We start from the raw sequence: 20,988 nt of genomic DNA, 5'->3' as shown, positions 1-20,988 counted from the left end.
ATATACATTTGAGCATAAAAAGGTGGTGACCCCACGTTGAGTAAGGAATTTGATGACAACAAACCGATATTCCAACAAGTGAAGGAGCTGATTGAGGATCAAATTTTAAACGATCAGCTGAAAGAAGGTGATCAAGCACCCTCAACTAATCAGCTTGTTAACTTTTACAAAATCAATCATGTAACAGTTGCCAAGGGTGTTAATCAGTTAGTTGAAGAAGGCATTTTGTTTAAAAAGCGTGGTGTAGGAATGTTCGTAGCGGAAGGAGCAAAAGAGAAATTGGTACGAAAGAGAAAAGAAGTTTTTTTAGACGATTATGTATTTAGATTGGTACAGGAGGCCGATAAACTCGGCATTTCTGAAAGTGAGATGTTAGAAATGATTCGTCAAGTAAAAAGGAGTGATCAGGATGTATAAGATTGAAGCTAAAGAGGTTTCAGTTAATTATAAAGACTTTCAGGCGTTAAAGAATGTTTCTTTTTCTCTAGAGGGTAATAAGATCTATGGGTTAATCGGTAGAAACGGAGCAGGCAAGACGACGTTTTTATCATTATTAGCTGCTTTTCAAGAAGCATCAGCTGGTCAAATCCAAGTGAATGGTGAGGATGTTTTTGAGAATCCTGAAATGATGGAAAAAATCGCATTACTTTATGATGTCGATTATAAAGATGAAACTGAAAAGGTGAAAAACATGCTCGAAGTGGCTAAAAGATATCGTCCTAATTATGACGATGAGTATGCTATGTATCTTTTGGAAAGGTTTAAGCTACCTTTAGATAAGCCAATAAATAAGCTGTCTAAAGGGATGCAGTCAGCCTTTAATGTTGTGATGGGCTTAGCTTGTCGGACGCCAATCACCATTTTTGATGAAGTTTATTTAGGAATGGACGCACCGACTCGGGAAATTTTCTATAAGGAACTATTAGAAGAGCAGACCAATCGTCCTCGGATGTTTATATTATCTACGCATTTAGTTTCTGAAATGGACCATTTATTTGATGAGATTGTGATTATTGACCAAGGTGAAATGCTACTACACGAAGATTATGAATCATTAGTCTCTAAAGGCGTTTCAATTACAGGTGATGCAGACGTGGTTGATCAGTTTACTCAAGATAAAGAAATTCTAAATGAACAGCGCTTAGGTCAAACAAAAGCTGTGATGGTTTACGGTACGTTAGGTAATGATGAATTGGAGAAAGCAAGGGACAATGGATTAGATGTGGGGCCAGTATCTTTGCAAGATTTATTTATACATTTAACGGATGGTGAAGAATCATGAATGCCAAAAAAGTAACGATTGACATGCTTTATGAACAAATGAAGTGGGCGTTTATCTTCCTTTCCGTTATTCTTTTAATTCAAATTAGCTTTACCGTAATTTCTTTATTAAAAGAATTTAGTCGTGGTGACTTCTTGTTATTTTCTTATAACTCAACACCTATTTTTATGTTAATCATTGGGATTATCAGTGCGTATAGTTTTTTACCGACTTATGTCAAGCAGGGTGTGACTAGGAAAGATTATTTCTTAGGTGGTACCTTATCTGGGGCTGGTGTTGCTGTTGGATTAACAGTTTCCTCCATCTTAATTACACTTATTGAACATGAGGTCATTGGCCTACTTAACGCTGAAACTCAACTGGATACTTGGACTAACCAAATGGGTGGCACTTGGCTATCTGCGTTTGTGTTTTATTGCTTCTCCATTATAATTTTTTATTACATTGGCTGGTTAATAGGTGTTGGTTATTATCGCTATGGATGGGTTGTTGGGTTTGGTTTTATTGCAGTTGCAATTGTCTTTATGATGGTAACAGATTTCCTTTGGGAAAGTGAAGTTTGGAAAAATTCTTCTGATTGGCTACCACTTGAGTTAAGTCATATATCAGTGATGCTCTCAGTAGTAGGCTCGTTGATCGTGATCACAGTGTTACTAATTTTGATTAGAACAATTACGAGACGAATTAGGATTAAAATGTGAAGTGTTGGAGGTGGATATAAATGAGACATGTCGTACACCACTTATATACAGAGCAGATGAAGTGGTCGTTTTGGTTTTTGACGACCTTAGTAACTGCAAGGTTTGCACATTATCTGATGGCTAGTTTCATGACTTCAGTGGATTCATCTATTGAAAATATCATGGTTTTTTCATTAGAGTGGTTTAAGATATATATGTTAGTCATTGGTTTGTTATCCGTATATGTGTTTCTATCACAGACGGTTTCTCACGGTGTTTCAAGGTGGAATTATTATCGTGGAACGTTGTTAGCAGCTATTGGAATTATAGTGACATATATGATTGTCATAGCCCTATTGACTTTAATTGAAATACTAGTTATTCAATTCATTGAAGTGCCAGTTGAAATTAATCAGGTAGCTTTTGGTGAAATGGCACAGTTAGTGATTCATTACTTTGTGATTAGTCTGCTGTATTACGTTGTAGGTTGGATGATTACAGCTGGTTTTTACCGGTTTGGTTGGTTGATTGGACTTGGGTTTATTATCATTGGTTTTGTGACGATCATGATTGCTGATTATTTTTGGGGAGAGAATGAATTGTTTTTCAACTTTGACTTTGGTCATGTTGAGTATCCATTTGGTATAGCTGTGATGGTATCCATAATCATCAATGTTGCTATGCTTTGGTTAGTTCGATTAATAACTAGAAAAGTTAGAATAAAGATGTAGTGAAAGCAGTGGTTAAAGCCACTGCTTTAATAATTTAGTAAATCCAAAATATTTCGAAACACGTAATTTTTCCATTGACTTCATATCGGACGAGCTGTAAAATACAGGCTAGAGAAAAAATTTTGAAAATTGGGAGGGTTTCCATGAGACTTCTAGCAATTCTCCTAGCAGCATTGTTGGTTTTAACAGCATGTAATGGGGATGACGCGGCAGAGGAACCAGAAGAAAATGGTCAAGAACCAGAAGAAGAGGTAGAACCTGAAGAGGAAGATGAGGGTGATCAAGAAGCTGAAGAAGCTTCAGCAGAGGCGAGTACAGAAGACTTAGTACTTGAAGCTGTTCAAAGCTACAGCGATGCAATCGAAGAAGTGTACGTTGCAGGTGAAGAAGTTGAAGATTTTGCAACAGCTGATGAGGTTGCGGACTATTTATTAGAAAATGCTCAAGTTACAGAAGATTTAGCTCAACAAATGGCTGAAAGTGTAACTGAGGACGAAGATGGAACGTTAGTATGGGCAGAAGTTGACCACGCCGTAACGTTTGAAGATGAGAATACAACTCGTTTTGAAGTTTATCCATTATTCGAGGACAATTACTTAATTAATATAACCATCTCCGGTGACGCTGAAGAATACCGTGGCCATTATAACTATAATGTAGTTGAAGAAGATGGCGAGTGGTTATTTGATGAATTCCACTTTGGTTATATCGACGGTGAACATCCTGATGACCAAGTAGAAGAAGAGGAATCGGATGAAGGAGAAGAAGACGAAGAATAACAAGGAGCCTTGACCTAAGATATGGGTCAAGGCTTTTATATTGAAATCACTTCTTAAATTTTAAATTGGTATTTGAATTTTGCCAATATTATAGTATATTATAAAGCATCTTTATTTTGGTAAGGTGATTAGGATTCATGGTTTCGTTTATACAGATAAAGGTCAACTGAGTATGCCGTAGCTGGACCAACATTGAATAAGTGAATGGCTATGGCTAATAATGCTAAGTCGAATTCATAACCTACAGATGAACCATCCCCAAGAAAACCAGCACTTAACTTCACAGAAAATAATGCTCCCACTAGTAATAGGATAAATGCAGCAGAAGTGTAGCGAGTAGCTAAACCAACAATTAGTGCCACGCCACCCAAGACTTCTAACCATGCAACTAAATAAGCCAAAAACCCAGGTAATCCTAAAAGATTAAACCACATAGCCGTTTGATCGATCCCTGATTGGAACTTGTCCAACCCATGGGTGAGAAAAATTAGACCTAAGACAATACGTAGAATTGCATTAGTTGTAGCATGATGTAACATCCTTGTCCCCCCTATAAGCTTTTATCCTATGTTTATTCATGATTAAGTCAAAAAATATTATATTTACGTTAATTATTTCATTAGCAGTAGAACGGAATTTCATAGAAAAGGGTGATAAAGGTGAATCGAAAATGAGAGTAAGGAGGAATTTGGGTGGATACGACAATTGAAAAGATTCAAATCGTCAAGAATTCCCGGTCGATTAGGAAGATTCATAAAGGGTTTTCCTTTGATGAGAAGTATGTTGTAGACGATCAGTACTTACTTAGATTATTTTCAAGCGAGAATGAAAAACAAAGAAGGCTAGAGTTTGAAACGATTAGGGACTGTTATCACTATTCTAGTTATGTTCCACGTGCTATTGAATTCGGTGACCTTCCTGAGTCTGAAAAATCATATATGCTGCTTACTTATTTACCAGGAGAAGACGGTGAGGAGGTATTGAGTGACTTAACAAGTGATGAGCAATATCAAGCAGGATACAAAGCAGGAGAAGAGTTAAGAAAGCTAAACTCTATGAAAGCTCCTAAAAATTTACCTACTTGGTATCAAACGAAGAAGGCAAAAAGTGACCGCTATCTTAAAAGGGTTAAGGATAAGGATTTTGATCAAACCATTATGAAAGAGGTTGAACAATATATTAAAGAAAATGAAGGTTTGATGAAGGGGCGCCCTAACCATTTGCAACATGATGATTTTCACCCTAATAACCTCTTAATTCACCAAAGAAGGTTTGCAGGAATTATAGATTTTCAACGAATGGATTGGGGAGACCCGTTTCATGATCTCCACAAGCTAGGCTATTTTTCTAAACCCATCAGTATTCCTTTTACTAACGGGTGTATCGACGGTTATTTTGACGGACAAGAAATACCCGAGTTGTTTTGGCAGTTATATGGCTTATATAGTGCGATGCATATCGTGTCAGCGATCGTTTGGGGAAGTGCATTTGAACGTGACCAATTTAAGTTTTTGAAAGCGCGAGCCTATGAAGTATTGGAGGATCATGACTATTTTGAGCTTCATCAACCAAAGTGGTATTCATAGAAGGAGGTTATATCATGTCTGTACACATAAGAGTACGAGCAGGTGCCATTATTATCGAAGACGAATCGATCTTACTAGTGGAATTTAACGATGAGCGAGGTGTTCATTATAATTTTCCTGCCGGTGGAGTTGAACCACATGAGTCAGTCATTGAAGCGGTTAAAAGAGAAGCGAAGGAAGAAGCGGCAGTCGATGTGGAGGTTGGCTCATTAGCTTTTACTTATGAATATGCGCCACATCTATGTGACTATCGTTTTGGGGAGTTGCATCAAATCGGCTTAATGTTTGAATGTAAGATTAAGGAAGGATCTGTACCTAGATTTCCGGATCACCCTGACCCACAGCAAACAGACGTAAAATGGATTCCATTAAGTGAGCTACATACCATCGATTTATACCCTAACATGACCAAGCAAATCATCGATTATGTCAAACAACCGTCGAAAATGGAGCTAATAGAAGAGAGACTGTTACCACAATCTCTCTGAATAAAGTTTACACGGGTTGGTATTGGTTGGATTTCTTATATGTCATCCAGCCAATACCAAGTAAGATTAAGAGAGCACCTGCAAACAAATAGGAAGTCGTTAACGTAGCGAACTCGATAATTAAGAATGACATTAATGGACCTAACGCCGCTCCTAAATCAACAGCGACAGTGTGAGAAGTCATCACTTTCACGCGATCTGTTTGAGCAGCTGCATGTGTTGCTAATGTATCCGTAGTCGTTACAAACATTGTCGACGTTAGTTGGAATATTAAAAGTAAGCTGACTAACCAGATCATCAACTGCATATTGGCGACTATTAAGAGTAAAGCCCCTCCAGTGAATAGTGGGATCAATAGGATGCTAACGACAGATTTGGCATCCAAAATCCTCCCTACTAGAGGAGCTATAAAAGGGTCCCATCCCCAACGAACTGCTTGGAGGAAACCTGCCAAAGTTGCTGCACCAATAGAGATTTGACCGAGTGTCCACTCATGAGTATAGCTTCTTTCAATTAATGGACTTAAAGTGGAAGCGAACAGGCCAAATACGATAAAACCCATGGTCATTCCTGTTAGTAATACCATCCTAGATGGAGGTTACTAGTTTTTGGATGAGTCAAAAGATTGCTATTCGACAGTGATTATTTATAAAATGATGTATAGGTTTCGTCATAAGAATGACTAGGTTAGAGGTGAAAAGGAGGAGAAAGTTATGGCATTCGTTATTACAAGTCCTTGTCAAACAGAGAAGGCTGCAGAATGTGTAGACGTTTGCCCGGTTGATTGTATAGAAGAAGGGGAAGATCAATTTTATATCGACCCAGATATATGCATTAATTGTGGCGCTTGCGTTTCAGTGTGTCCTGTAGAAGCAATTGTTGAAGACTTTGAACTCATGCCGGGTGAAGATGTTTATTTGAAAAGGGCTGAAGAGTTCTTTAAAAGATAGGGTACTACCACCTTCTAAACGCGAATAGTTCCTTTATGAATAGGAAAGATAAGAGTGCACATTGTGTTTAGGAGGGATGGTCTATGGACCGTGAAATGAATTATGGTAAAGATTATAAATTTATTCCTGCCACTTCGGCAAATAGTGGCTTGGGTATAGAGGTTTTACCAGACCTTTATAGTTATACGATACAGATTGTAAATATTATTCTTGTTGGTGATCCTGAATCAGATCGTTTTGTTTTGATTGATGCAGGGATGCCTAATTCTTCTGAGCAAATTATTTCGGAGGTTGAGGATCGTTTTGGTGCTAAGAAGCGTCCTGAAGCGATAATTTTAACTCATGGTCATTTTGATCATGTTGGTGCAATCATTGAACTGATTGAGTATTGGGATGTTCCTGTCTATGCTCATGAGCTTGAAATTCCGTACTTAACTGGTGAGAAGAGTTATCCGGAGCCAGACCCATCAGTGGAAGGTGGTATGGTGGCTAAAATGTCTCGTTTATTTCCTAATGAACCAGTTAATTTAGGGAATCATGTAAAAGCTTTACCAGAAGACGGGTCTGTCCCAGAATTACCAAAATTCAAGTGGGTACATACGCCAGGGCATACGCCAGGACACGTTTCGTTTTATCGAGAAAATGATGGGGCGTTAATTGTTGGGGATGCGTTTGTCACAGTTGAACAGGAGAATCTTTGGGATGTGATTACACAAAGGCCCGATATTAGTGGGCCACCGAGGTATCTTACGACGGATTGGGAAGTGGCTAAAAAGTCCGTTGAAAAATTAGAAGCACTAAAACCTACCGTTGCGATAACAGGTCATGGCTTACCTTTAACAGGTGAAGAATTAACTAAGAACCTACGAGCATTAGTTGAGAACTTTGACCAGATTGCCATACCTGATCATGGTAAATACCTTGATCACTAATGGATGATATATGTTAGCGGATAAAAGTAACTTGAATGGCTGTCAAGACCAAAATGAGTGGTAGGAAGTCTAGAAATGTCCGATAGAGCCGTTCTCAAGGCCGAAATGAGTGGTAGGAAGTCTAGAAATGTCCGATAGAGCAGCTCTCAAGGCCGAAATGAGTGGTAGGAAGTCTAGAAATGTCCGATAGAGCCGTTCTCAAGGCCGAAATGAGTGGTAGGAAGTCTAGAAATGTCCGATAGAGCCGTTCTCAAGGCCGAAATGAGTTGGCAGAAGCATCAAAATGTCCGATAGAGCAGTTCTCAAGGCCAAAATGAGTTGGCAGAAGCATCAAAATGTCCGATAGAGCAGTTCTCAAGGCCAAAATGAGCTGTCAAAAGCACCGAAATGTCAAGTCAACAAATTTTGTGAACAAATATAATTATGAGACAATACTTTTATACGAAATAGTGCTGAAATCAGAGAGGGGAATCGGTGATGAAACATATTTTTAGAGAAGGTAAAGACTTAACCGGACATACGCTGTTATTGCTTCATGGAACAGGTGGGACCGAACAAGATTTACTACCTTTAGTGGATTATATTGACCCTGAAGCGAATGTTCTAAGTGTACGTGGAAATGTTTCAGAAAATGGTATGCCACGATTTTTCCGTCGATTAGCTGAAGGGGTATTTGATGAAGAGGACTTAATATTTCGGACGAAAGAATTATATGAGTTTCTAGATCAAGCAGCCCAAGACTATGGCTTTGATCGTCAAAACGTCGTGGCTGTTGGCTATTCAAATGGCGCTAATATTGCAGGAAGTTTAATGTTTCATTACCAGGATGCGCTCAAAGCGGCAAGCATGCACCACCCAATGGTTCCGCGTAGAGGGATTGACCTCCCAGACCTAGCAGGAAAGAAGGCCTTCATTGCTGCAGGAACAAATGATCCAATTTGTCCCGCTCAAGAATCTGAAGACTTGAAGGCCTTATTAGAAGGAGCTGGAGCAGAAGTTGAATTACATTGGGAAAATCAGGGGCATCAACTAAATATCGGTGAGGTTAAAGCAGCTGCTGAATGGTATAAACAGATATAGTTAATAGGAAATACACAATAAACGAAAATAACGAAACTATTAGTTCCCTTACCAGGTGAAATTCGTGCTCACGTTAAAAAAAACGGTTGGAAATCCATAGTAGAAATTCAAGAAAACCCCTATTAGAACGAGGCTGGGACAAAAGTGTTTTTGGTAGAATAGAGCTTCACTCAGTTATGTCCCAGCCCCATAGTTTTATAATCCATTTACTACAATCGCTCCCTTATTGGTTAAAGAGCTTTGGTTCATGTCCTAATTTATTGTTTGAGTGTTTTTATCATAATTAAGTCAATTTGTTCTTCATCACCCATATAAAAAGAATGGGATCCAGTTTGAACAAACCCTAATTTCTTATAAAATGCAATAGCGTTTTCGTTCTTTTCCCATACGCCTAACCAGATTTTCTTTTTATGGCGATCGATTGCAATTTCCATTGCTTTATTTAGCAGATATCTACCTAGCCCTAGTTTTTGAAATTTACTCCTTATATAAATCCTTTCGACTTCAAGAGATTCATCACCCATTTCTTCAGACTGAGCATCATCCGTATTGATCTTTAAATACCCAGCGATCTCTTGATTAAAATAAACGAAAAAGAATTGCGAAAACCTGTTAGATAACTCTGTTTCCAACTGGGAAGAATTAAATGCTTTTTCCAAATAGGACTTCATATTTTTAGATGAATTTTGCTCTTTAAAGGTATCGTTAAAGGTTTCAACACTTATTTCTTGGAGTGTTTTTAAGTCTTCCTTGGTACATTTTTTTATATTTATAGTCATTTCAATTGCCAGTCCTTATATCTATAAAATGTGATGCAGTTTAATCGAACTCTAATTAGTACCTGCTAGATCTCGTATAGTTAAGTCTCTTTTATATTTTCTTGTTACTGATCTGTTGTCTAGGTTAATCGTTTGGCTAAAGATTGTTTCCACTTATCTGCTAAGAGTTCGCAGGAGTAGAGCTTTTTATTAAGCTTTATGTCATCCTTCTTTTCATACATGATTTCGTTGCACTTTGCGATGGTCCATTGTGGGTAAGGTCGCTCTAACAATGATAGTTCTACTTCACTTTGGACGTATCCTTCTTCTAATACTCGAAAGTACCAGCCAGTTCTCCCAGTTTGTTGGATACGTAAGGCAAAGTCATTGATGTTAAACCGACGTGCGGGCTTCCAACATGGTTTGCGTGGCTGTGATACTTGGATCACGGAGTCTCCGAATTGATAACGATCACCGATACAAACAGAGTGTTCATCCATTGATTGAACAGCTAAATTCTCTCCCATAGCTCCAATTCCGATCTTCTCTAATCCCAAATCTTCCTTCCAATAATCATAGTGACATGTTGAGTAAGCGAAGATGGCTTTTTCAGGCCCACCATGATTCTTCTTATCAGCTACTTCATCGCTTGCTAATCCCGTGCGACTAAGCCATAACTGATCATTGGTTCCTTCTTTAAACATGCCACTTTCCCATTGTCGTTCCCTTTGGATTGAGGCTTCTGAATCACCTATTTTTTTCACGCGTCCTACTAACAATTCTTTTATGTAAGGGGCACTCATGGGGATCCTCCTTTTAAGTTTGTGGTGAAGTAAAAATGTTAATAAATTATGTGTTGATTCTAACATAATCTTCAAATTAATTTAGAATTAGTTTAATAATTAGGGTAAAAAAACAATTAACCATAGTCAAATTATGATTGACTTCACAAAAGAGTCATTAGGTTACACCATTTTTGTGATTTATATCACATTTGAGAGGCGCGCTAAGCTGATACTATTAAACTAAGAAAGGTGGAACCAAGGTTTTCAAATCCTTCTACACTGGAGTGATTATGAATGAAAGCTCAAAAAGTATTAGTAGCGTATGATGGTTCTGAGACAAGTCACAAAGCTTTAGAGCAAGCTAAAGAGATTGCCATGAAAAATGAACAGGCGGAAATTAATGTAATGATTGTCTGTCAAATGTCCTTTGTTCCTGATTCTTTTGCTTATCAACAGCATGCGTTGGAATGTCAGAAATCTGCTGAAAAAGCCAGGGAGTACGCTGAAGACTACCTTAAAGATTTGAAGAATAACAAGGATGTCATTGTTAAGACTGGACATGCATCAAGTACGATTGTTGACTTTGCTAAAAATGAAGGAGTCGATTTGATTATCATCGGGAATAGAGGTTTAGGTGGAGTTAGACGATTCTTTTTAGGCAGTGTGAGTCACCATGTTGTACAAGATGTGGAGTGTCATGTATTAGTAGTTAAGTCATAAGAACAACGTAAATATCGATAACATAAACAAAAGCACACAACAACCTTCCCCCTAGTTGTTGTGTGCTTTACCTTTAATCCAGGTGAGCAAATGGGATATTTGTATCTACTTCACCGAAGATTTGTTCAGTTTCTATTGATTCACCTTTTAACCAAGCACCAAAGTCAAATTCAACTGGCTCCTGATCACCGCCTAATGCAAACCAGGCTTTTCTTTCTTTGGGAAAGTAAGCAGAAGTATGGATGGTACCAGCCCAACTTTTGTATTTTTTTGAGAAAATTCCTTTATCTGTGTCATTTAGTAGTCTAAATGCTTTGTAAGGATCAGTTGCTTGGGAACGCTGGTTGTTAATGGCCTCCATACGTTTGTAAGAATCCTCTAAGTGATGGCGGTTTTCGTCAGTCATGGTTTCGAAGTGGTTGGTGCAAACGTTGGTTTGACGAACTTCAACACCACGCGGACTGGTTTCAATGACATAGGATTGTCCACTTGGGTCTAAGACGATATAGCTAAAGGCATTACGGTGTGGTATGTCTTTAAGAAGTTGGATCGCCTCGTGAACATTCGCACAAGTATCTAAGATCATGCGTCCAATCATGTAGCAAACAAAGCCGTCCTTGGATTTTTTGCGATGAGTAAAATTATAGGCCATAGCTAACCCTTTTTCGTTCATTCCGTCCATACGTCCAGTCACCCTAGAAGTTGGTCCGATTGTTGCATACCCTTGATCGGTTGGCTGAAATAGACTATAGCGTCCTTCGTAGGTTTGGGGTTGATAGTCGTAATTACGAATCATGTAATCTGTGTCTGTCATAACTGAACAGCCACTTTTATCGATTTCAACTCGGTAGCCACCAAAGTCGCGCAATACTTCTTCCATAGGTTTTTCTAAACCATCTTTTAAGCCTTCAAATTCAGACCACATTTGTGGTGCATATGTCATGAATTTTGCTTTGGCTTCTTCGATGTTGATTTGGAAGCGTGGCTTTCTAATTTTCCAATGTTTAGTTCTGTTTTTAATCGTTAGAGAATGCTTTAACTGTTGACCTTGCATATAGCCAAATTCGTAATGGCTTCCTCTAAATGGGATGATGTCACTATGTATTTGTCTCATGTAAACCGTCCTTTGGATTTAGTCATAATAAATATCTTATTATGATTGTCTAATGGCTGCAATAGTTTAGCTTATTCATTTCCTTTACTTTGTGAATGCTTCTAAACATTAAATTTAACAACGCACTCAAAATGCCCAAGGATTGAAGTTTGCAAGGTAATATTGTATAATACAGTGTTGATTTCTACACTAATAAATCATTTAAAATAAATTTGAAGCAAGGTGGTAATTATGTCAAACAAAGATTACAGAGTGTTGCTTTATTACAAATACGTACAAATTGATGATCCAGCGACGTTCCGTGATGAGCACTTACAATTCTGCCTAGACCTTGGTTTAAGAGGTCGAATTATTGTAGCTGAAGAAGGTTTAAACGGAACTGTTTCAGGTACAGTTGAACAAACCGATAAGTATATGGAGGCACTTCATGCTGACCCACGCTTCGCAGATATGACATTTAAGATCGACGAAGCGGATGAACATGCATTTAAGAAAATGCATGTACGTCATAAGGATGAAATTGTTAATTTAAGTCTTGATGAAGACGATATTGATCCGAACGAAGTGACGGGGGAATATTTAGAACCCAAAGAGTTTTATGAAGAAATGCAGAAAGAAGATACGATCGTACTGGATGCTCGTAATGATTATGAGTACGATATTGGTCATTTCCGTGGCGCAGTCCGTCCTGACATTCGTAATTTCCGCGAGCTACCTGAATGGATTAAGGAAAATAAAGATATGTTAGAAGGTAAGCGTGTCTTAACATATTGTACAGGCGGTATTCGTTGTGAGAAATTCTCCGGTTGGTTGAAAGAAGAAGGCTTTGAAGATGTAGGTCAACTCCACGGAGGGATTGTAACTTACGGTAAAGACCCAGAGGTAAAAGGTGAACTTTGGGACGGACAATGTTATGTGTTTGATGAACGTATTAGTGTTCCGATTAATCAGGTAGAGCATAATGTCGTTGGTCGAGACTATTTTACAGGTGAACCGTGCGAACGCTATGTCAATTGTGCAAATCCAGACTGTAATGAACAGATTTTATGTTCTGAGGAAAACGAACATTTTTATTTAAGAAGTTGTTCACATGAATGTCGTGTACATCCTCGCAACCGCTACATTGAGGAACATGGTTTATCTGAAGAGGAAGTACAAAAGAAACTAAAAGCAATTGAAGAATCATCAACTCAAAATGCTTAATCAAAATCATGATTGACATGGTTATAATTGCCATGGTATGATGCATATAATTTAATATTAATAATTGAATAACAATTTCAACTCTTATCCAGAGTGGCTGAGGGACTGGCCCGTTGACGCCCGGCAACCTTCAAACATCGGTTTGAAAGGTGCTAATTCCTGCAAAGCAATTTATTGCTTTGAAAGATGAGAGAGACCAAATAGGTGTAATATTTGACCTCTCTATCTTTCAGGTAGAGAGGTTTTTTGATTTTTAAGGGGGGATGGTATTGGTTGATCATCAAGTCGATTCGGTGGTAACAATCCCTAATTTTACTTTGGAATCCGGTTATTTATTTGATGAAATCAATTTAGCATATGAAAGGGTAGGCCCAACTGATGGCCCGGTCATATTGGTTTGTCACGCGTTAACGGGTAACCAATGGGCTGTGGGAACTGAAGAGCATCCCGGTTGGTGGCGTGGACTAATAAGTAAGGACGGTTATTTAAATACCGCTCAGTATCAGGTTATAACATTTAATGTCTTAGGGGGGTGTGATGGTTCCACAGGGCCAAAGTCTGTTAACCCTAATACTAATCAACCTTATGGTAAGGAGTTTCCCAGCCTAACGATTCGTGACTTAGTTGAAGTGCAATTTCTAGCATTAAAAAAGCTAGGAGTGAGTCATCTTAGGGCTGTGATTGGTGGATCACTAGGGGGGATGCAAGTCTTAGAGTGGGGCTTAATGTATCCGAATTTTGTTGATGCTATCTTTCCAATAGCTGTAACACCACAGTTTAGTGATTATGCAATAGCATTTAATCATATCTCGAGTTTAGCTATTAAACAAGATCCAAATTGGAAACAAGGTAAAGTGCCGACAGCAGGTTTAGGTCTAGCGCGAGAGATTGGTATGATCACCTATCGTTCTGAGGAATTGTTTAAAGAACGTTTTGGTCGCAGTTTCTCAAAGGGTCAATATGAAGTTGCTTCATACCTAGATCACCAAGCTAAAAAAATGGTGGAAAGATTCGATCCTAATAGTTATTTAACCCTACTTGATGCTATGAACGGTCATGATATTGGCCGAGGACGAGGAGGTTTAGAGAATGCGATCGAGCAGCTAGAAGTCCCTGTTTATGCTTTAGGTTTTCAACACGATTTATTATACCGACCCGAGTCAATTGAAGAATTTATTGAGCAAGTTTTAATGGTTGGTGGTGAGGCTGACTATTTTGAGGTTGACACGGTCTTTGGTCATGATGGCTTTTTAGTTGAGTTTGATAAGTGGGGGCATATTGTCAAAAAGCAATTGTCCAAACTTGAAAAAATAAAAATATAGGTCTGGAGTGGTGAAGATGAGTCAAAAAGATTATCGCTTAGAAACAATTGGTGTTCATGGTGGCTTAGAGGCGGATCCGGTAACGGGTGCTAGAGCGTTACCCATTTATCAGACGAATTCCTATAAGTTTGATAATACAGAACATGCGGCAAATTTATTTTCATTACAAGAGGAAGGATTTATTTACTCAAGAATTGGTAACCCAACAGTTGGCGCACTAGAAGAACGCGTTGCACAGCTTGAGGGTGGAGTTGGTGCACTAGCATTTTCAAGTGGTATGGCTGCGATCTCAGCTGCTATTTTTAATATTGCTGAAAGTGGGGATGAAATTGTTGCGGCTTCGACGTTATATGGAGGCACGTATAACTTATTTTCGACAACCTTGCCAAAGCATGGGGTTACGACACATTTTGTTGACCCAACAGATGTAGAGAATTTTAGGCAGGCGATTACACCTAAAACAAAAGCTATTTTTGCAGAAACCATTGGAAATCCAGGGTTACACGTTTTAGATATTGAAAAAGTTGCTGAAGTCGCTCATCAGGCTGGAATTCCACTAATTGTTGATAATACTTTTCCGTCACCTTACTTACTTCGACCAATAGACTTTGGTGCTGATATTGTTGTTCACTCAGCGACTAAATGGTTAGGTGGTAATGGGACTACTCTCGGAGGCGTGTTAGTTGATGGTGGGAAGTTTGACTGGAATTCGCCAAAGTTCCCAGGGTTTACTGAACCAGATCCAAGTTATCATGGTATTGTCTATGCAGAAGCCTTACCAGAAGCGGCTTTTATCACTAAGGCACGTGTGCAAGTTCTTCGGGATACTGGAGCTGCACTAAGTCCATATAATGCTTTTCAAATCGCCTTAGGTCTTGAAACTTTGCACGTTCGGATGAAAGAGCATGTGTCTAATACCAGAAAGATTGTCGACTATCTAGAAGGTCATCCTGGAGTGGAATGGGTATTATATCCTGAGCAAGAGAGCCATCATTCCTACGAATTGGCTAAGAAATATCTACCTAAGGGTGCGGGTTCCATAGTTGTCTTCGGTATCAAAGGTGGCCGCGAAGCAGGAGCAAATGTCATTAATAACGTTGAGTTATGGTCTCACCTAGCTAACGTTGGTGATGCCAAGAGCTTAATCATTCATCCAGCAAGTACAACACACCAACAGCTAAGTGAAGAGGAGATTAAAACAACAGGTGTGACAGAGGATTTAATTCGCTTGTCAGTTGGGATTGAAAATATAGAAGACTTGATTGATGATCTCGAGCAGGCTATTGAAGCGGCAACAGGTGAGAGGACTAGAGGGGTGCATGTGAAATCTTAAGCTGGAGGGCTCTATATGAGTTCAATTAAGGTAGCGTTACTAGGGTTTGGGACGGTTGGCAGTGGTGTTTATGAGTTAATAAACCACGAGCAAAAACGTTTAAGAGAACTAATTGGGAGACCAGTTCAAATTGTTGCTGTGTTAATTAATGATGAACGAAAACAACGTGATATTGATCAAGATATTTTAGTGACGTCAAATATTGATGATGTTTTAGCACAAGAAGTTGATGTTGTCGTTGAAGCAATCGTTGGGGTTGAGCCAGCGTATACGTATTTAACTAAAGCTATTCATCAAGGGTGTCATGTTGTTACCGCTAATAAGGAGATGTTTGCCTATAAAGGCTTTGAATTAAGAAAACAAGCAAATGAACAGCGTGTTGAGGTATATTATGAGGCTGCTGTGGCCGGTGCTATTCCCATTATCTCGACGTTAAGAGATGTGTTTAAAGTGAATCGAGTTGCTCGCCTAGAAGCTATATTAAATGGAACGACGAATTATATTCTAACTGAAATGAGGGAGAATGGCACTTCATTAGAGGCAGCTTTAAAGACAGCTCAAGCCCAAGGATACGCTGAGTCAGATCCAACTAATGATGTCGAAGGTTATGACGCTCTATATAAATTGGTTATCTTATCTGAACTGTTATTAGGTAAGCAAGTAAACTGTACAACAGTCGAACGGGAAGGGATTAAAGAGGTCAATTTAGAGAGTATTAAGCGAGCTAGCAAACGGAATCACCGTATTAAACACGTCGCTAAATTAGCTTTTGAAGGTGATAAATTGCAGTTATATATAAGACCGCTAGAGGTTGATGAAGATCACCCACTATTTGCGGTAGAAGGCGTTGATAATGCAGTTGTAGTTACGGGGAACTATGTAGGTCAACTCAAATTCGAAGGGCCAGGAGCAGGGAAGTTCCCGACAGCAAGTGTTATGGTTGATGACTTAGTTGATATAATGCAACAAGACCAACGAGCAGTTAGTCCAGTGGTTAGATAATGTTGAGGTCTATGAGGCTGGGAAATTACTTAGTGAGTGATGCTAGGTCCCAGTCTCTTTTCTTTTGGTAGGAGAAAGGAGTTTAGCAATATTTTTTCCTATAAATAATTTCACTATTTCGATTATTTTATAAGTTATTGAGAACTCATTTATAAAGGATTAATATAAGTATAAATGTTCAAAAAATATAGATAAAAGGGGTAGGAGATAGTGAAATTAATCGCTAAATTAGTCGCAGGTATTATCGTTGGTATTATAGTCGGTTTAATGGGGATTGAGTGGTTAACACGTGTTTTAATAACATTTAGTGATTTGTTCGGTCAATTTATCGAATTTATGATTCCTCTTATTATATTGTTTTTCATTGCTTCAGGTGTGTCAAAACTCGGTCAAGAGTCTGGGAAGCTAGTCGGTCTTACGGTAGGAACAGCCTATACATCAACGATTTTGGCTGGTATTGCCGCATTTTTCGTTGCAACAACGCTAATGCCGATGGTGGCATCAGAACGTAGAGCACCAGAGGAAGGTAGTGCTTTAGAAGGGTATATTGATTTGGCTATTGACCCACTAATGGGTGTAATCACCGCATTATTGTTAGCGTTTACATTTGGTATTGCGATAGCAAAGTTGAATAGCGAAACATTAATCCAAGTCTTTGATGAGGGTAAATCAGTCGTTGAACTGATTATTGTAAAAATCATTATCCCACTACTGCCACTTTTTATTGCTGGTATTTTTGCGGGATTGGCTTCAGAAGGTACAGTTTTTGAAACACTACAAGTCTTTGGTGTTGTATTAGTCGTCGCAATTGCGACACATTGGGCTTGGATTATTTTACAGTACACTGCTGCTGGACTATATGTCGGTCGCAATCCGTTTATGTTGCTAAAAACTATGTTACCTGCTTACTTTACCGGTTTAGGAACAATGAGTAGTGCAGCAACGATTCCTGTTACTTTAAAACAGGCTAAGCAAAATAAAGTTCGTGAAGAAGTTGCTAACTTTAGTGTTCCACTAAGTGCAACGATTCACTTATCGGGAAGTGTTATTACTATTGTCAGTTGTACAGTTGCTGTCATGACAGTTTTAGATGGTTATAGTACTCCTGGTTTCTTCGAGATGCTACCAGTCATTGCAATGCTTGGGATAATCATGATTGCAGCACCAGGTGTTCCAGGTGGAGCAATTATGGCAGCGATTGGGATCTTAGGGTCCATGCTAGGCTTTACAGAAGCAGCGATTGCCTTAATGATTGCGTTATACATGGCTCAAGATAGCTTTGGTACAGCAGCTAACGTTACAGGTGATGGTGCAATTGCATTATTCGTCGATAAATTTACTAGTAAATTTAAAGGCTAAAAAAGAGGCAACCTAAAATTAGGTTGCCTTTTTCATATGTTAAAATATTTATCCGTTTAAAACGGCACTAGTAAAGTCACTTTTGCCCCAGCTTTTCTTCTATTCTTTTCTCTTAAATGGACTAGCTAAGCGACTAGCAGCGTCCTCTTCAGTATCCAAATATAACGTTCTGGTTGGGAATGCGATGGATACCTCTTCTTCATTAAGAATCTCCATGATTTTAAAATTAATTTCTTCTTTAACTTCTAGATATTCTGCCCAGACGGTTGTTTTGGTAAAGAAGTAGAGCATAATATTTAGGCTACTATCGTTATATTGATCGAACCTAACGAAAATAGTTTCCGGGTGTACTCCTTCATGGTTCTCCAGCAAATCACGAATTCGCTGAACAACCGTCTCAAGCTTATCTTTTGGTGTTCTATATTCTACGCCTAAGTTGAAGTAGATTCGGCGTTTCCCCATCTCACTCCAGTTGGTAATCGGTTCATTTGACAAGGTTGAATTCGGAATGGTTACTAAGGACTCTGAGAATGTACGAATGAGTGTACTTCTAAAGTTAATATCCTCAACCGTTCCTTCCACACTCGGTGTCGCGATCCAATCACCAATTGAGAAAGGTTTTTCTGTAATGATCACCACACCACCAAAGAGATTCTTAATGACTTCTTGTGCAGCTAAAGCAAAGGCTAAACCACCAAGACCTAAACCAGCGACAAAACCACTGACATCGTAGCCAAAGACTTGCAATACGATACTTAAGCTAATAGCCACCACAACAAAACGAATGGCCTTTGAAAGAAATGGGATTAGAATTTCGTCTATTTCAAGGCTTGTCTTGTCGTTAATTTTCATAAGCATCAGTGAGGAGCCTGAGGCTAAATTAAAGATTCCCCAAGTAATAATAATAATAAAGGATGCTTGAATTAATTGGCGAAACAGTTCATTTTCTTGATCAATATAGGGGAAGTAAAATGCAGCTGCATAAATACCAATAATGATAAAAAACCAACGGAACGGGCGCTCGTAAGCATCAAATATGTAATCTAGGAGTTCTGTTCGTGTCTTTTTTGCTATTTTCTTTAAAAATTTAAATACGTAAACCGTGAAAAACTTTCTAAGCAGCAGGAATACTAAGATAATTCCAACAGCAATTCCAATTTCGACTAAATCTTCGTATGTAATTATTCGTTCCCAAAAAAACCAATCCATGTTCTTAACTCCTTTAGTGATCATGAAACACTTCATTTTCTAATTGCCATCATACCATAAAAGTTACTAGAGTATCACATTCTGAATAAAAACGGGAACTGACCTAAGGATTCCTACCCCAGGTCAGTTAGGTTCACCACATTAACAAAATTGTGGTGGAATATGAAAGTTTGTATCAAATGTGTATGGAGGAGCGGGTTTTAATGTTGGAACTGGCCCATAAGCAGGAGGGTTTTGGATATATCTAAAGTGAGAACAGCTATCCATACTTGGGCCGTGTGCCCAGCGACCTTCTGCACTCTCATCACCTCGTGAGAAGTTATAGAAGTCATAGGCCACTTCTTTTTTCTCTTGATTAGACGGGAATGTTGCTGGAACAACCACACCTTCATGTTCTTCTAAGTCCTCAATGGCTGCCAACCACATGTTTTGGTGCATACGGTCGCGTGCGATTAGGAATGATAGCATATCCTTAACCCCACGGTCATTAGTCATTTCGTATAAACGAGTAGCTTGTAGACGTCCTTGGGATTCAGCGTTTAAATTAGCTCGGAAGTCAGCCAATAAATTGCCACTTGCAATAATATAATCTGCTGTCCAGCGATTACCTACACTATCAGATGGCATAGCACCTAGCCCTGATACAATCGCGTGCTGTGGATTCATACCACCTAAAATAGCACCAATAACTGGGTCTTTAGCGGCATCTTCTAAATCTCCAACTGGTGCATCATCTAGTAGTCGAGCAATCATTGTTGCCAACATTTCGATGTGAGCTAATTCTTCGGTTCCAACATCCATCAATAAATCTTTATATTTCCCATCCATTCTCACATTCCAGCCTTGGAATAAATACTGCATGGCGACTGAAATTTCTCCAAATTGACCACCTAAGATCTCTTGTAACTGCTTAGCGAAAAGTGGATCTGGGCGGTCTGGTTTTGCGTTATATTGAAGCTCCTTAATGTGATAAAACAATTTTTCCACATCCTTTAGTTGGGTTTCTGTGTATAGGTATGCAACTGGGGGTAAAACTGTTCAATTCAACAGTAATTTATTAACAATTAATGAATAGGGTGGAACGATTTAGAGAAAATATTAACGAATGAAACAGATAAAGGAGAGATTGATTTGGGAAAGTTATCAGGAAATCCTAAAGAACAACCATTACATTATGGTGAAGTGTATCAAATGTGGTCGTTTTTAGCTGCAGAAAAGTTGGATTATGCTAAGCTGCAGACATTGAGCAATCACACGGGTGATCGGGATTTAAAACGATTACTAGAAGAGATGCTTCAAGGTATGGAGAAGCAGATGGAAGATGTCGAAGAAATTTTAAAAGAACATGGTGTCAGTCTTCCACCGACACCTCCAGAGCGTTCTTATGCTGACTTAGAGGAAATTCCATCAGGAGCTAAATTCAATGACCCAGAAATTAGTGCGATGGCTTCTGCAATATTAGGTAAAGGTCTAGTATTGTTCAGCACGATTATGAGTCAGTGTACACGTGAGGATTTGGCCATGTTATTTGGACAATATCATATGAATACGGCTCAGTTAAGTGGTAAAGCGCTAAGATTAAATAAGGAAAAAGGTTGGTTAGTTGTTCCACCTTTACACAAATAAGACTCATTTAAAATTTAAACCCTGCCTCGTAGCACAGTAGGAGGCAGGG

Annotated in this window: 24 protein-coding genes and 1 riboswitch; of the genes, 17 read left to right on the top strand and 7 right to left on the bottom strand. The window is 38.7% G+C overall.

Features of this window, described 5'->3' with window-relative positions; translation table 11 throughout:
* The first annotated feature begins 36 nt into the window (after nucleotides 1-36).
* The 5 genes from HWQ49_RS13670 to HWQ49_RS13650 all read left to right on the top strand — a co-directional run bounded on the left by HWQ49_RS13670 (nucleotide 37) and on the right by HWQ49_RS13650 (nucleotide 3,472).
* On the top strand, nucleotides 37-417 hold the full coding sequence (locus tag HWQ49_RS13670; RefSeq protein ID WP_188208196.1) for a GntR family transcriptional regulator: 381 nt from the start codon (nucleotides 37-39) through the stop codon (nucleotides 415-417).
* Nucleotides 410-1,282 carry an ATP-binding cassette domain-containing protein gene (locus HWQ49_RS13665; protein ID WP_188208195.1) on the top strand — a complete coding sequence of 291 codons (873 nt, stop codon included), beginning with the start codon at nucleotides 410-412 and terminating at the stop codon, nucleotides 1,280-1,282. Before HWQ49_RS13670 ends, HWQ49_RS13665 begins: the two co-directional genes overlap by 8 nt.
* Nucleotides 1,279-1,983, top strand: coding sequence for a hypothetical protein (locus tag HWQ49_RS13660; protein ID WP_188208194.1), 705 nt, complete (start codon nucleotides 1,279-1,281; stop codon nucleotides 1,981-1,983). The genes HWQ49_RS13665 and HWQ49_RS13660 overlap by 4 nt, the downstream gene beginning before the upstream one ends.
* A 20-nt stretch (nucleotides 1,984-2,003) precedes the next feature.
* Nucleotides 2,004-2,693, top strand: coding sequence for a hypothetical protein (locus HWQ49_RS13655; protein WP_188208193.1), 690 nt, complete (start codon nucleotides 2,004-2,006; stop codon nucleotides 2,691-2,693).
* A 143-nt stretch (nucleotides 2,694-2,836) separates the two neighbouring features.
* Nucleotides 2,837-3,472 (top strand): hypothetical protein, encoded by a 636-nt coding sequence (locus tag HWQ49_RS13650; RefSeq protein WP_188208192.1) that lies wholly within the window; start codon nucleotides 2,837-2,839, stop codon nucleotides 3,470-3,472.
* A gap of 128 nt (nucleotides 3,473-3,600) precedes the next feature.
* Here the strand turns inward: HWQ49_RS13650 and HWQ49_RS13645 are convergent, their stop codons facing one another.
* Nucleotides 3,601-4,011: a DoxX family protein gene (locus HWQ49_RS13645; RefSeq protein ID WP_188208191.1), complete on the bottom strand. Its 411-nt coding sequence runs from the start codon at nucleotides 4,009-4,011 to the stop codon at nucleotides 3,601-3,603.
* 153 nt (nucleotides 4,012-4,164) lie between these two features.
* On the opposite strand from HWQ49_RS13645, the gene HWQ49_RS13640 reads away from it, so the two are divergent.
* A complete protein-coding gene (locus HWQ49_RS13640; protein WP_188208190.1) occupies nucleotides 4,165-5,058 on the top strand; it encodes an aminoglycoside phosphotransferase family protein in 894 nt (297 codons plus the stop codon).
* A 14-nt stretch (nucleotides 5,059-5,072) separates the two neighbouring features.
* Nucleotides 5,073-5,546 carry an NUDIX domain-containing protein gene (locus HWQ49_RS13635; protein WP_188208189.1) on the top strand — a complete coding sequence of 158 codons (474 nt, stop codon included), beginning with the start codon at nucleotides 5,073-5,075 and terminating at the stop codon, nucleotides 5,544-5,546.
* A gap of 7 nt (nucleotides 5,547-5,553) precedes the next feature.
* Here the strand turns inward: HWQ49_RS13635 and HWQ49_RS13630 are convergent, their stop codons facing one another.
* Nucleotides 5,554-6,108, bottom strand: a complete 555-nt coding sequence (locus HWQ49_RS13630) for an MFS transporter (RefSeq protein ID WP_188208188.1) — start codon at nucleotides 6,106-6,108, stop codon at nucleotides 5,554-5,556.
* A gap of 151 nt (nucleotides 6,109-6,259) precedes the next feature.
* Between HWQ49_RS13630 and HWQ49_RS13625 the strand changes: the two genes are divergently transcribed.
* From HWQ49_RS13625 to HWQ49_RS13615, 3 genes are all read left to right on the top strand, one after another.
* Complete coding sequence (locus HWQ49_RS13625) at nucleotides 6,260-6,496, top strand: indolepyruvate ferredoxin oxidoreductase subunit alpha (RefSeq protein WP_188208187.1); 237 nt, start codon at nucleotides 6,260-6,262, stop codon at nucleotides 6,494-6,496.
* An 83-nt stretch (nucleotides 6,497-6,579) separates the two neighbouring features.
* Nucleotides 6,580-7,428, top strand: coding sequence for an MBL fold metallo-hydrolase (locus tag HWQ49_RS13620; protein WP_188208186.1), 849 nt, complete (start codon nucleotides 6,580-6,582; stop codon nucleotides 7,426-7,428).
* 477 nt (nucleotides 7,429-7,905) lie between these two features.
* A complete protein-coding gene (locus HWQ49_RS13615) occupies nucleotides 7,906-8,508 on the top strand; it encodes an alpha/beta hydrolase (RefSeq protein ID WP_188208185.1) in 603 nt (200 codons plus the stop codon).
* A gap of 257 nt (nucleotides 8,509-8,765) precedes the next feature.
* Here HWQ49_RS13615 and HWQ49_RS13610 read toward each other — a convergent pair whose 3' ends face one another.
* Nucleotides 8,766-9,287: a GNAT family N-acetyltransferase gene (locus HWQ49_RS13610; protein WP_188208184.1), complete on the bottom strand. Its 522-nt coding sequence runs from the start codon at nucleotides 9,285-9,287 to the stop codon at nucleotides 8,766-8,768.
* 119 nt (nucleotides 9,288-9,406) lie between these two features.
* Nucleotides 9,407-10,069 (bottom strand): MOSC domain-containing protein, encoded by a 663-nt coding sequence (locus tag HWQ49_RS13605; RefSeq protein WP_188208183.1) that lies wholly within the window; start codon nucleotides 10,067-10,069, stop codon nucleotides 9,407-9,409.
* A gap of 276 nt (nucleotides 10,070-10,345) precedes the next feature.
* Here HWQ49_RS13605 and HWQ49_RS13600 point away from each other — a divergent pair, with 276 nt between their 5' ends.
* A complete protein-coding gene (locus tag HWQ49_RS13600) occupies nucleotides 10,346-10,771 on the top strand; it encodes a universal stress protein (RefSeq protein WP_188208182.1) in 426 nt (141 codons plus the stop codon).
* A gap of 73 nt (nucleotides 10,772-10,844) precedes the next feature.
* Here HWQ49_RS13600 and HWQ49_RS13595 read toward each other — a convergent pair whose 3' ends face one another.
* Nucleotides 10,845-11,885: a C45 family autoproteolytic acyltransferase/hydolase gene (locus HWQ49_RS13595; RefSeq protein ID WP_188208181.1), complete on the bottom strand. Its 1,041-nt coding sequence runs from the start codon at nucleotides 11,883-11,885 to the stop codon at nucleotides 10,845-10,847.
* A 231-nt stretch (nucleotides 11,886-12,116) separates the two neighbouring features.
* On the opposite strand from HWQ49_RS13595, the gene trhO reads away from it, so the two are divergent.
* From trhO to HWQ49_RS13570, 5 genes are all read left to right on the top strand, one after another.
* Nucleotides 12,117-13,088 (top strand): oxygen-dependent tRNA uridine(34) hydroxylase TrhO, encoded by a 972-nt coding sequence (gene trhO, locus HWQ49_RS13590; protein WP_188208180.1) that lies wholly within the window; start codon nucleotides 12,117-12,119, stop codon nucleotides 13,086-13,088.
* Nucleotides 13,089-13,169: 81 nt separating this feature from the next.
* A riboswitch (SAM riboswitch) is annotated at nucleotides 13,170-13,281 on the top strand.
* 70 nt (nucleotides 13,282-13,351) lie between these two features.
* On the top strand, nucleotides 13,352-14,410 hold the full coding sequence (gene metX / locus HWQ49_RS13585; protein ID WP_188208179.1) for a homoserine O-acetyltransferase MetX: 1,059 nt from the start codon (nucleotides 13,352-13,354) through the stop codon (nucleotides 14,408-14,410).
* Between the two features lie 16 nt (nucleotides 14,411-14,426).
* Nucleotides 14,427-15,743: an O-acetylhomoserine aminocarboxypropyltransferase/cysteine synthase family protein gene (locus HWQ49_RS13580; protein WP_188208178.1), complete on the top strand. Its 1,317-nt coding sequence runs from the start codon at nucleotides 14,427-14,429 to the stop codon at nucleotides 15,741-15,743.
* Nucleotides 15,744-15,758: 15 nt separating this feature from the next.
* Complete coding sequence (locus HWQ49_RS13575; protein WP_188208177.1) at nucleotides 15,759-16,745, top strand: homoserine dehydrogenase; 987 nt, start codon at nucleotides 15,759-15,761, stop codon at nucleotides 16,743-16,745.
* A 210-nt stretch (nucleotides 16,746-16,955) separates the two neighbouring features.
* Complete coding sequence (locus HWQ49_RS13570; protein WP_188208176.1) at nucleotides 16,956-18,104, top strand: dicarboxylate/amino acid:cation symporter; 1,149 nt, start codon at nucleotides 16,956-16,958, stop codon at nucleotides 18,102-18,104.
* A 99-nt stretch (nucleotides 18,105-18,203) separates the two neighbouring features.
* On the opposite strand, the gene HWQ49_RS13565 is transcribed toward HWQ49_RS13570, so the two are convergent.
* Both HWQ49_RS13565 and HWQ49_RS13560 read right to left on the bottom strand, forming a co-directional pair.
* Nucleotides 18,204-19,313, bottom strand: coding sequence for a mechanosensitive ion channel family protein (locus HWQ49_RS13565; RefSeq protein ID WP_188208175.1), 1,110 nt, complete (start codon nucleotides 19,311-19,313; stop codon nucleotides 18,204-18,206).
* A 141-nt stretch (nucleotides 19,314-19,454) separates the two neighbouring features.
* Nucleotides 19,455-20,291: a manganese catalase family protein gene (locus HWQ49_RS13560; RefSeq protein ID WP_188208174.1), complete on the bottom strand. Its 837-nt coding sequence runs from the start codon at nucleotides 20,289-20,291 to the stop codon at nucleotides 19,455-19,457.
* Nucleotides 20,292-20,444: 153 nt separating this feature from the next.
* On the opposite strand from HWQ49_RS13560, the gene HWQ49_RS13555 reads away from it, so the two are divergent.
* The gene (locus HWQ49_RS13555) at nucleotides 20,445-20,939 is read left to right on the top strand and encodes a DUF3231 family protein (protein ID WP_188208173.1); all 495 of its coding nucleotides are present in this window, start codon (nucleotides 20,445-20,447) and stop codon (nucleotides 20,937-20,939) included.
* Nucleotides 20,940-20,988: the final 49 nt, after the last annotated feature.

It is taken from the genome of Alkalibacillus aidingensis (assembly GCF_014595945.1).
Classification (GTDB): domain Bacteria; phylum Bacillota; class Bacilli; order Bacillales; family Alkalibacillaceae; genus Alkalibacillus; species Alkalibacillus aidingensis.
Note: the sequence above shows the minus strand (reverse complement) of the source record. Positions and strands in the feature narration are given on the sequence as shown.

Bases quoted from the DNA above. Each gene is read 5' to 3' on its own strand.
- trhO (WP_188208180.1), top strand. From the start codon at position 12,117: ATGTCAAACAAAGATTACAGAGTGTTGCTTTATTACAAATACGTACAA.
- HWQ49_RS13625 (WP_188208187.1), top strand. From the start codon at position 6,260: ATGGCATTCGTTATTACAAGTCCTTGTCAAACAGAGAAGGCTGCAGAA.
- HWQ49_RS13660 (WP_188208194.1), top strand. From the start codon at position 1,279: ATGAATGCCAAAAAAGTAACGATTGACATGCTTTATGAACAAATGAAG.
- HWQ49_RS13575 (WP_188208177.1), top strand. From the start codon at position 15,759: ATGAGTTCAATTAAGGTAGCGTTACTAGGGTTTGGGACGGTTGGCAGT.
- HWQ49_RS13665 (WP_188208195.1), top strand. From the start codon at position 410: ATGTATAAGATTGAAGCTAAAGAGGTTTCAGTTAATTATAAAGACTTT.
- HWQ49_RS13650 (WP_188208192.1), top strand. From the start codon at position 2,837: ATGAGACTTCTAGCAATTCTCCTAGCAGCATTGTTGGTTTTAACAGCA.
- HWQ49_RS13635 (WP_188208189.1), top strand. From the start codon at position 5,073: ATGTCTGTACACATAAGAGTACGAGCAGGTGCCATTATTATCGAAGAC.
- HWQ49_RS13580 (WP_188208178.1), top strand. From the start codon at position 14,427: ATGAGTCAAAAAGATTATCGCTTAGAAACAATTGGTGTTCATGGTGGC.
- HWQ49_RS13655 (WP_188208193.1), top strand. From the start codon at position 2,004: ATGAGACATGTCGTACACCACTTATATACAGAGCAGATGAAGTGGTCG.
- HWQ49_RS13605 (WP_188208183.1), bottom strand. From the start codon at position 10,069: ATGAGTGCCCCTTACATAAAAGAATTGTTAGTAGGACGCGTGAAAAAA.
- HWQ49_RS13595 (WP_188208181.1), bottom strand. From the start codon at position 11,885: ATGAGACAAATACATAGTGACATCATCCCATTTAGAGGAAGCCATTAC.
- metX (WP_188208179.1), top strand. From the start codon at position 13,352: ATGGTATTGGTTGATCATCAAGTCGATTCGGTGGTAACAATCCCTAAT.
- HWQ49_RS13615 (WP_188208185.1), top strand. From the start codon at position 7,906: ATGAAACATATTTTTAGAGAAGGTAAAGACTTAACCGGACATACGCTG.
- HWQ49_RS13620 (WP_188208186.1), top strand. From the start codon at position 6,580: ATGGACCGTGAAATGAATTATGGTAAAGATTATAAATTTATTCCTGCC.
- HWQ49_RS13600 (WP_188208182.1), top strand. From the start codon at position 10,346: ATGAAAGCTCAAAAAGTATTAGTAGCGTATGATGGTTCTGAGACAAGT.
- HWQ49_RS13645 (WP_188208191.1), bottom strand. From the start codon at position 4,011: ATGTTACATCATGCTACAACTAATGCAATTCTACGTATTGTCTTAGGT.
- HWQ49_RS13565 (WP_188208175.1), bottom strand. From the start codon at position 19,313: ATGGATTGGTTTTTTTGGGAACGAATAATTACATACGAAGATTTAGTC.
- HWQ49_RS13610 (WP_188208184.1), bottom strand. From the start codon at position 9,287: ATGACTATAAATATAAAAAAATGTACCAAGGAAGACTTAAAAACACTC.
- HWQ49_RS13630 (WP_188208188.1), bottom strand. From the start codon at position 6,108: ATGGGTTTTATCGTATTTGGCCTGTTCGCTTCCACTTTAAGTCCATTA.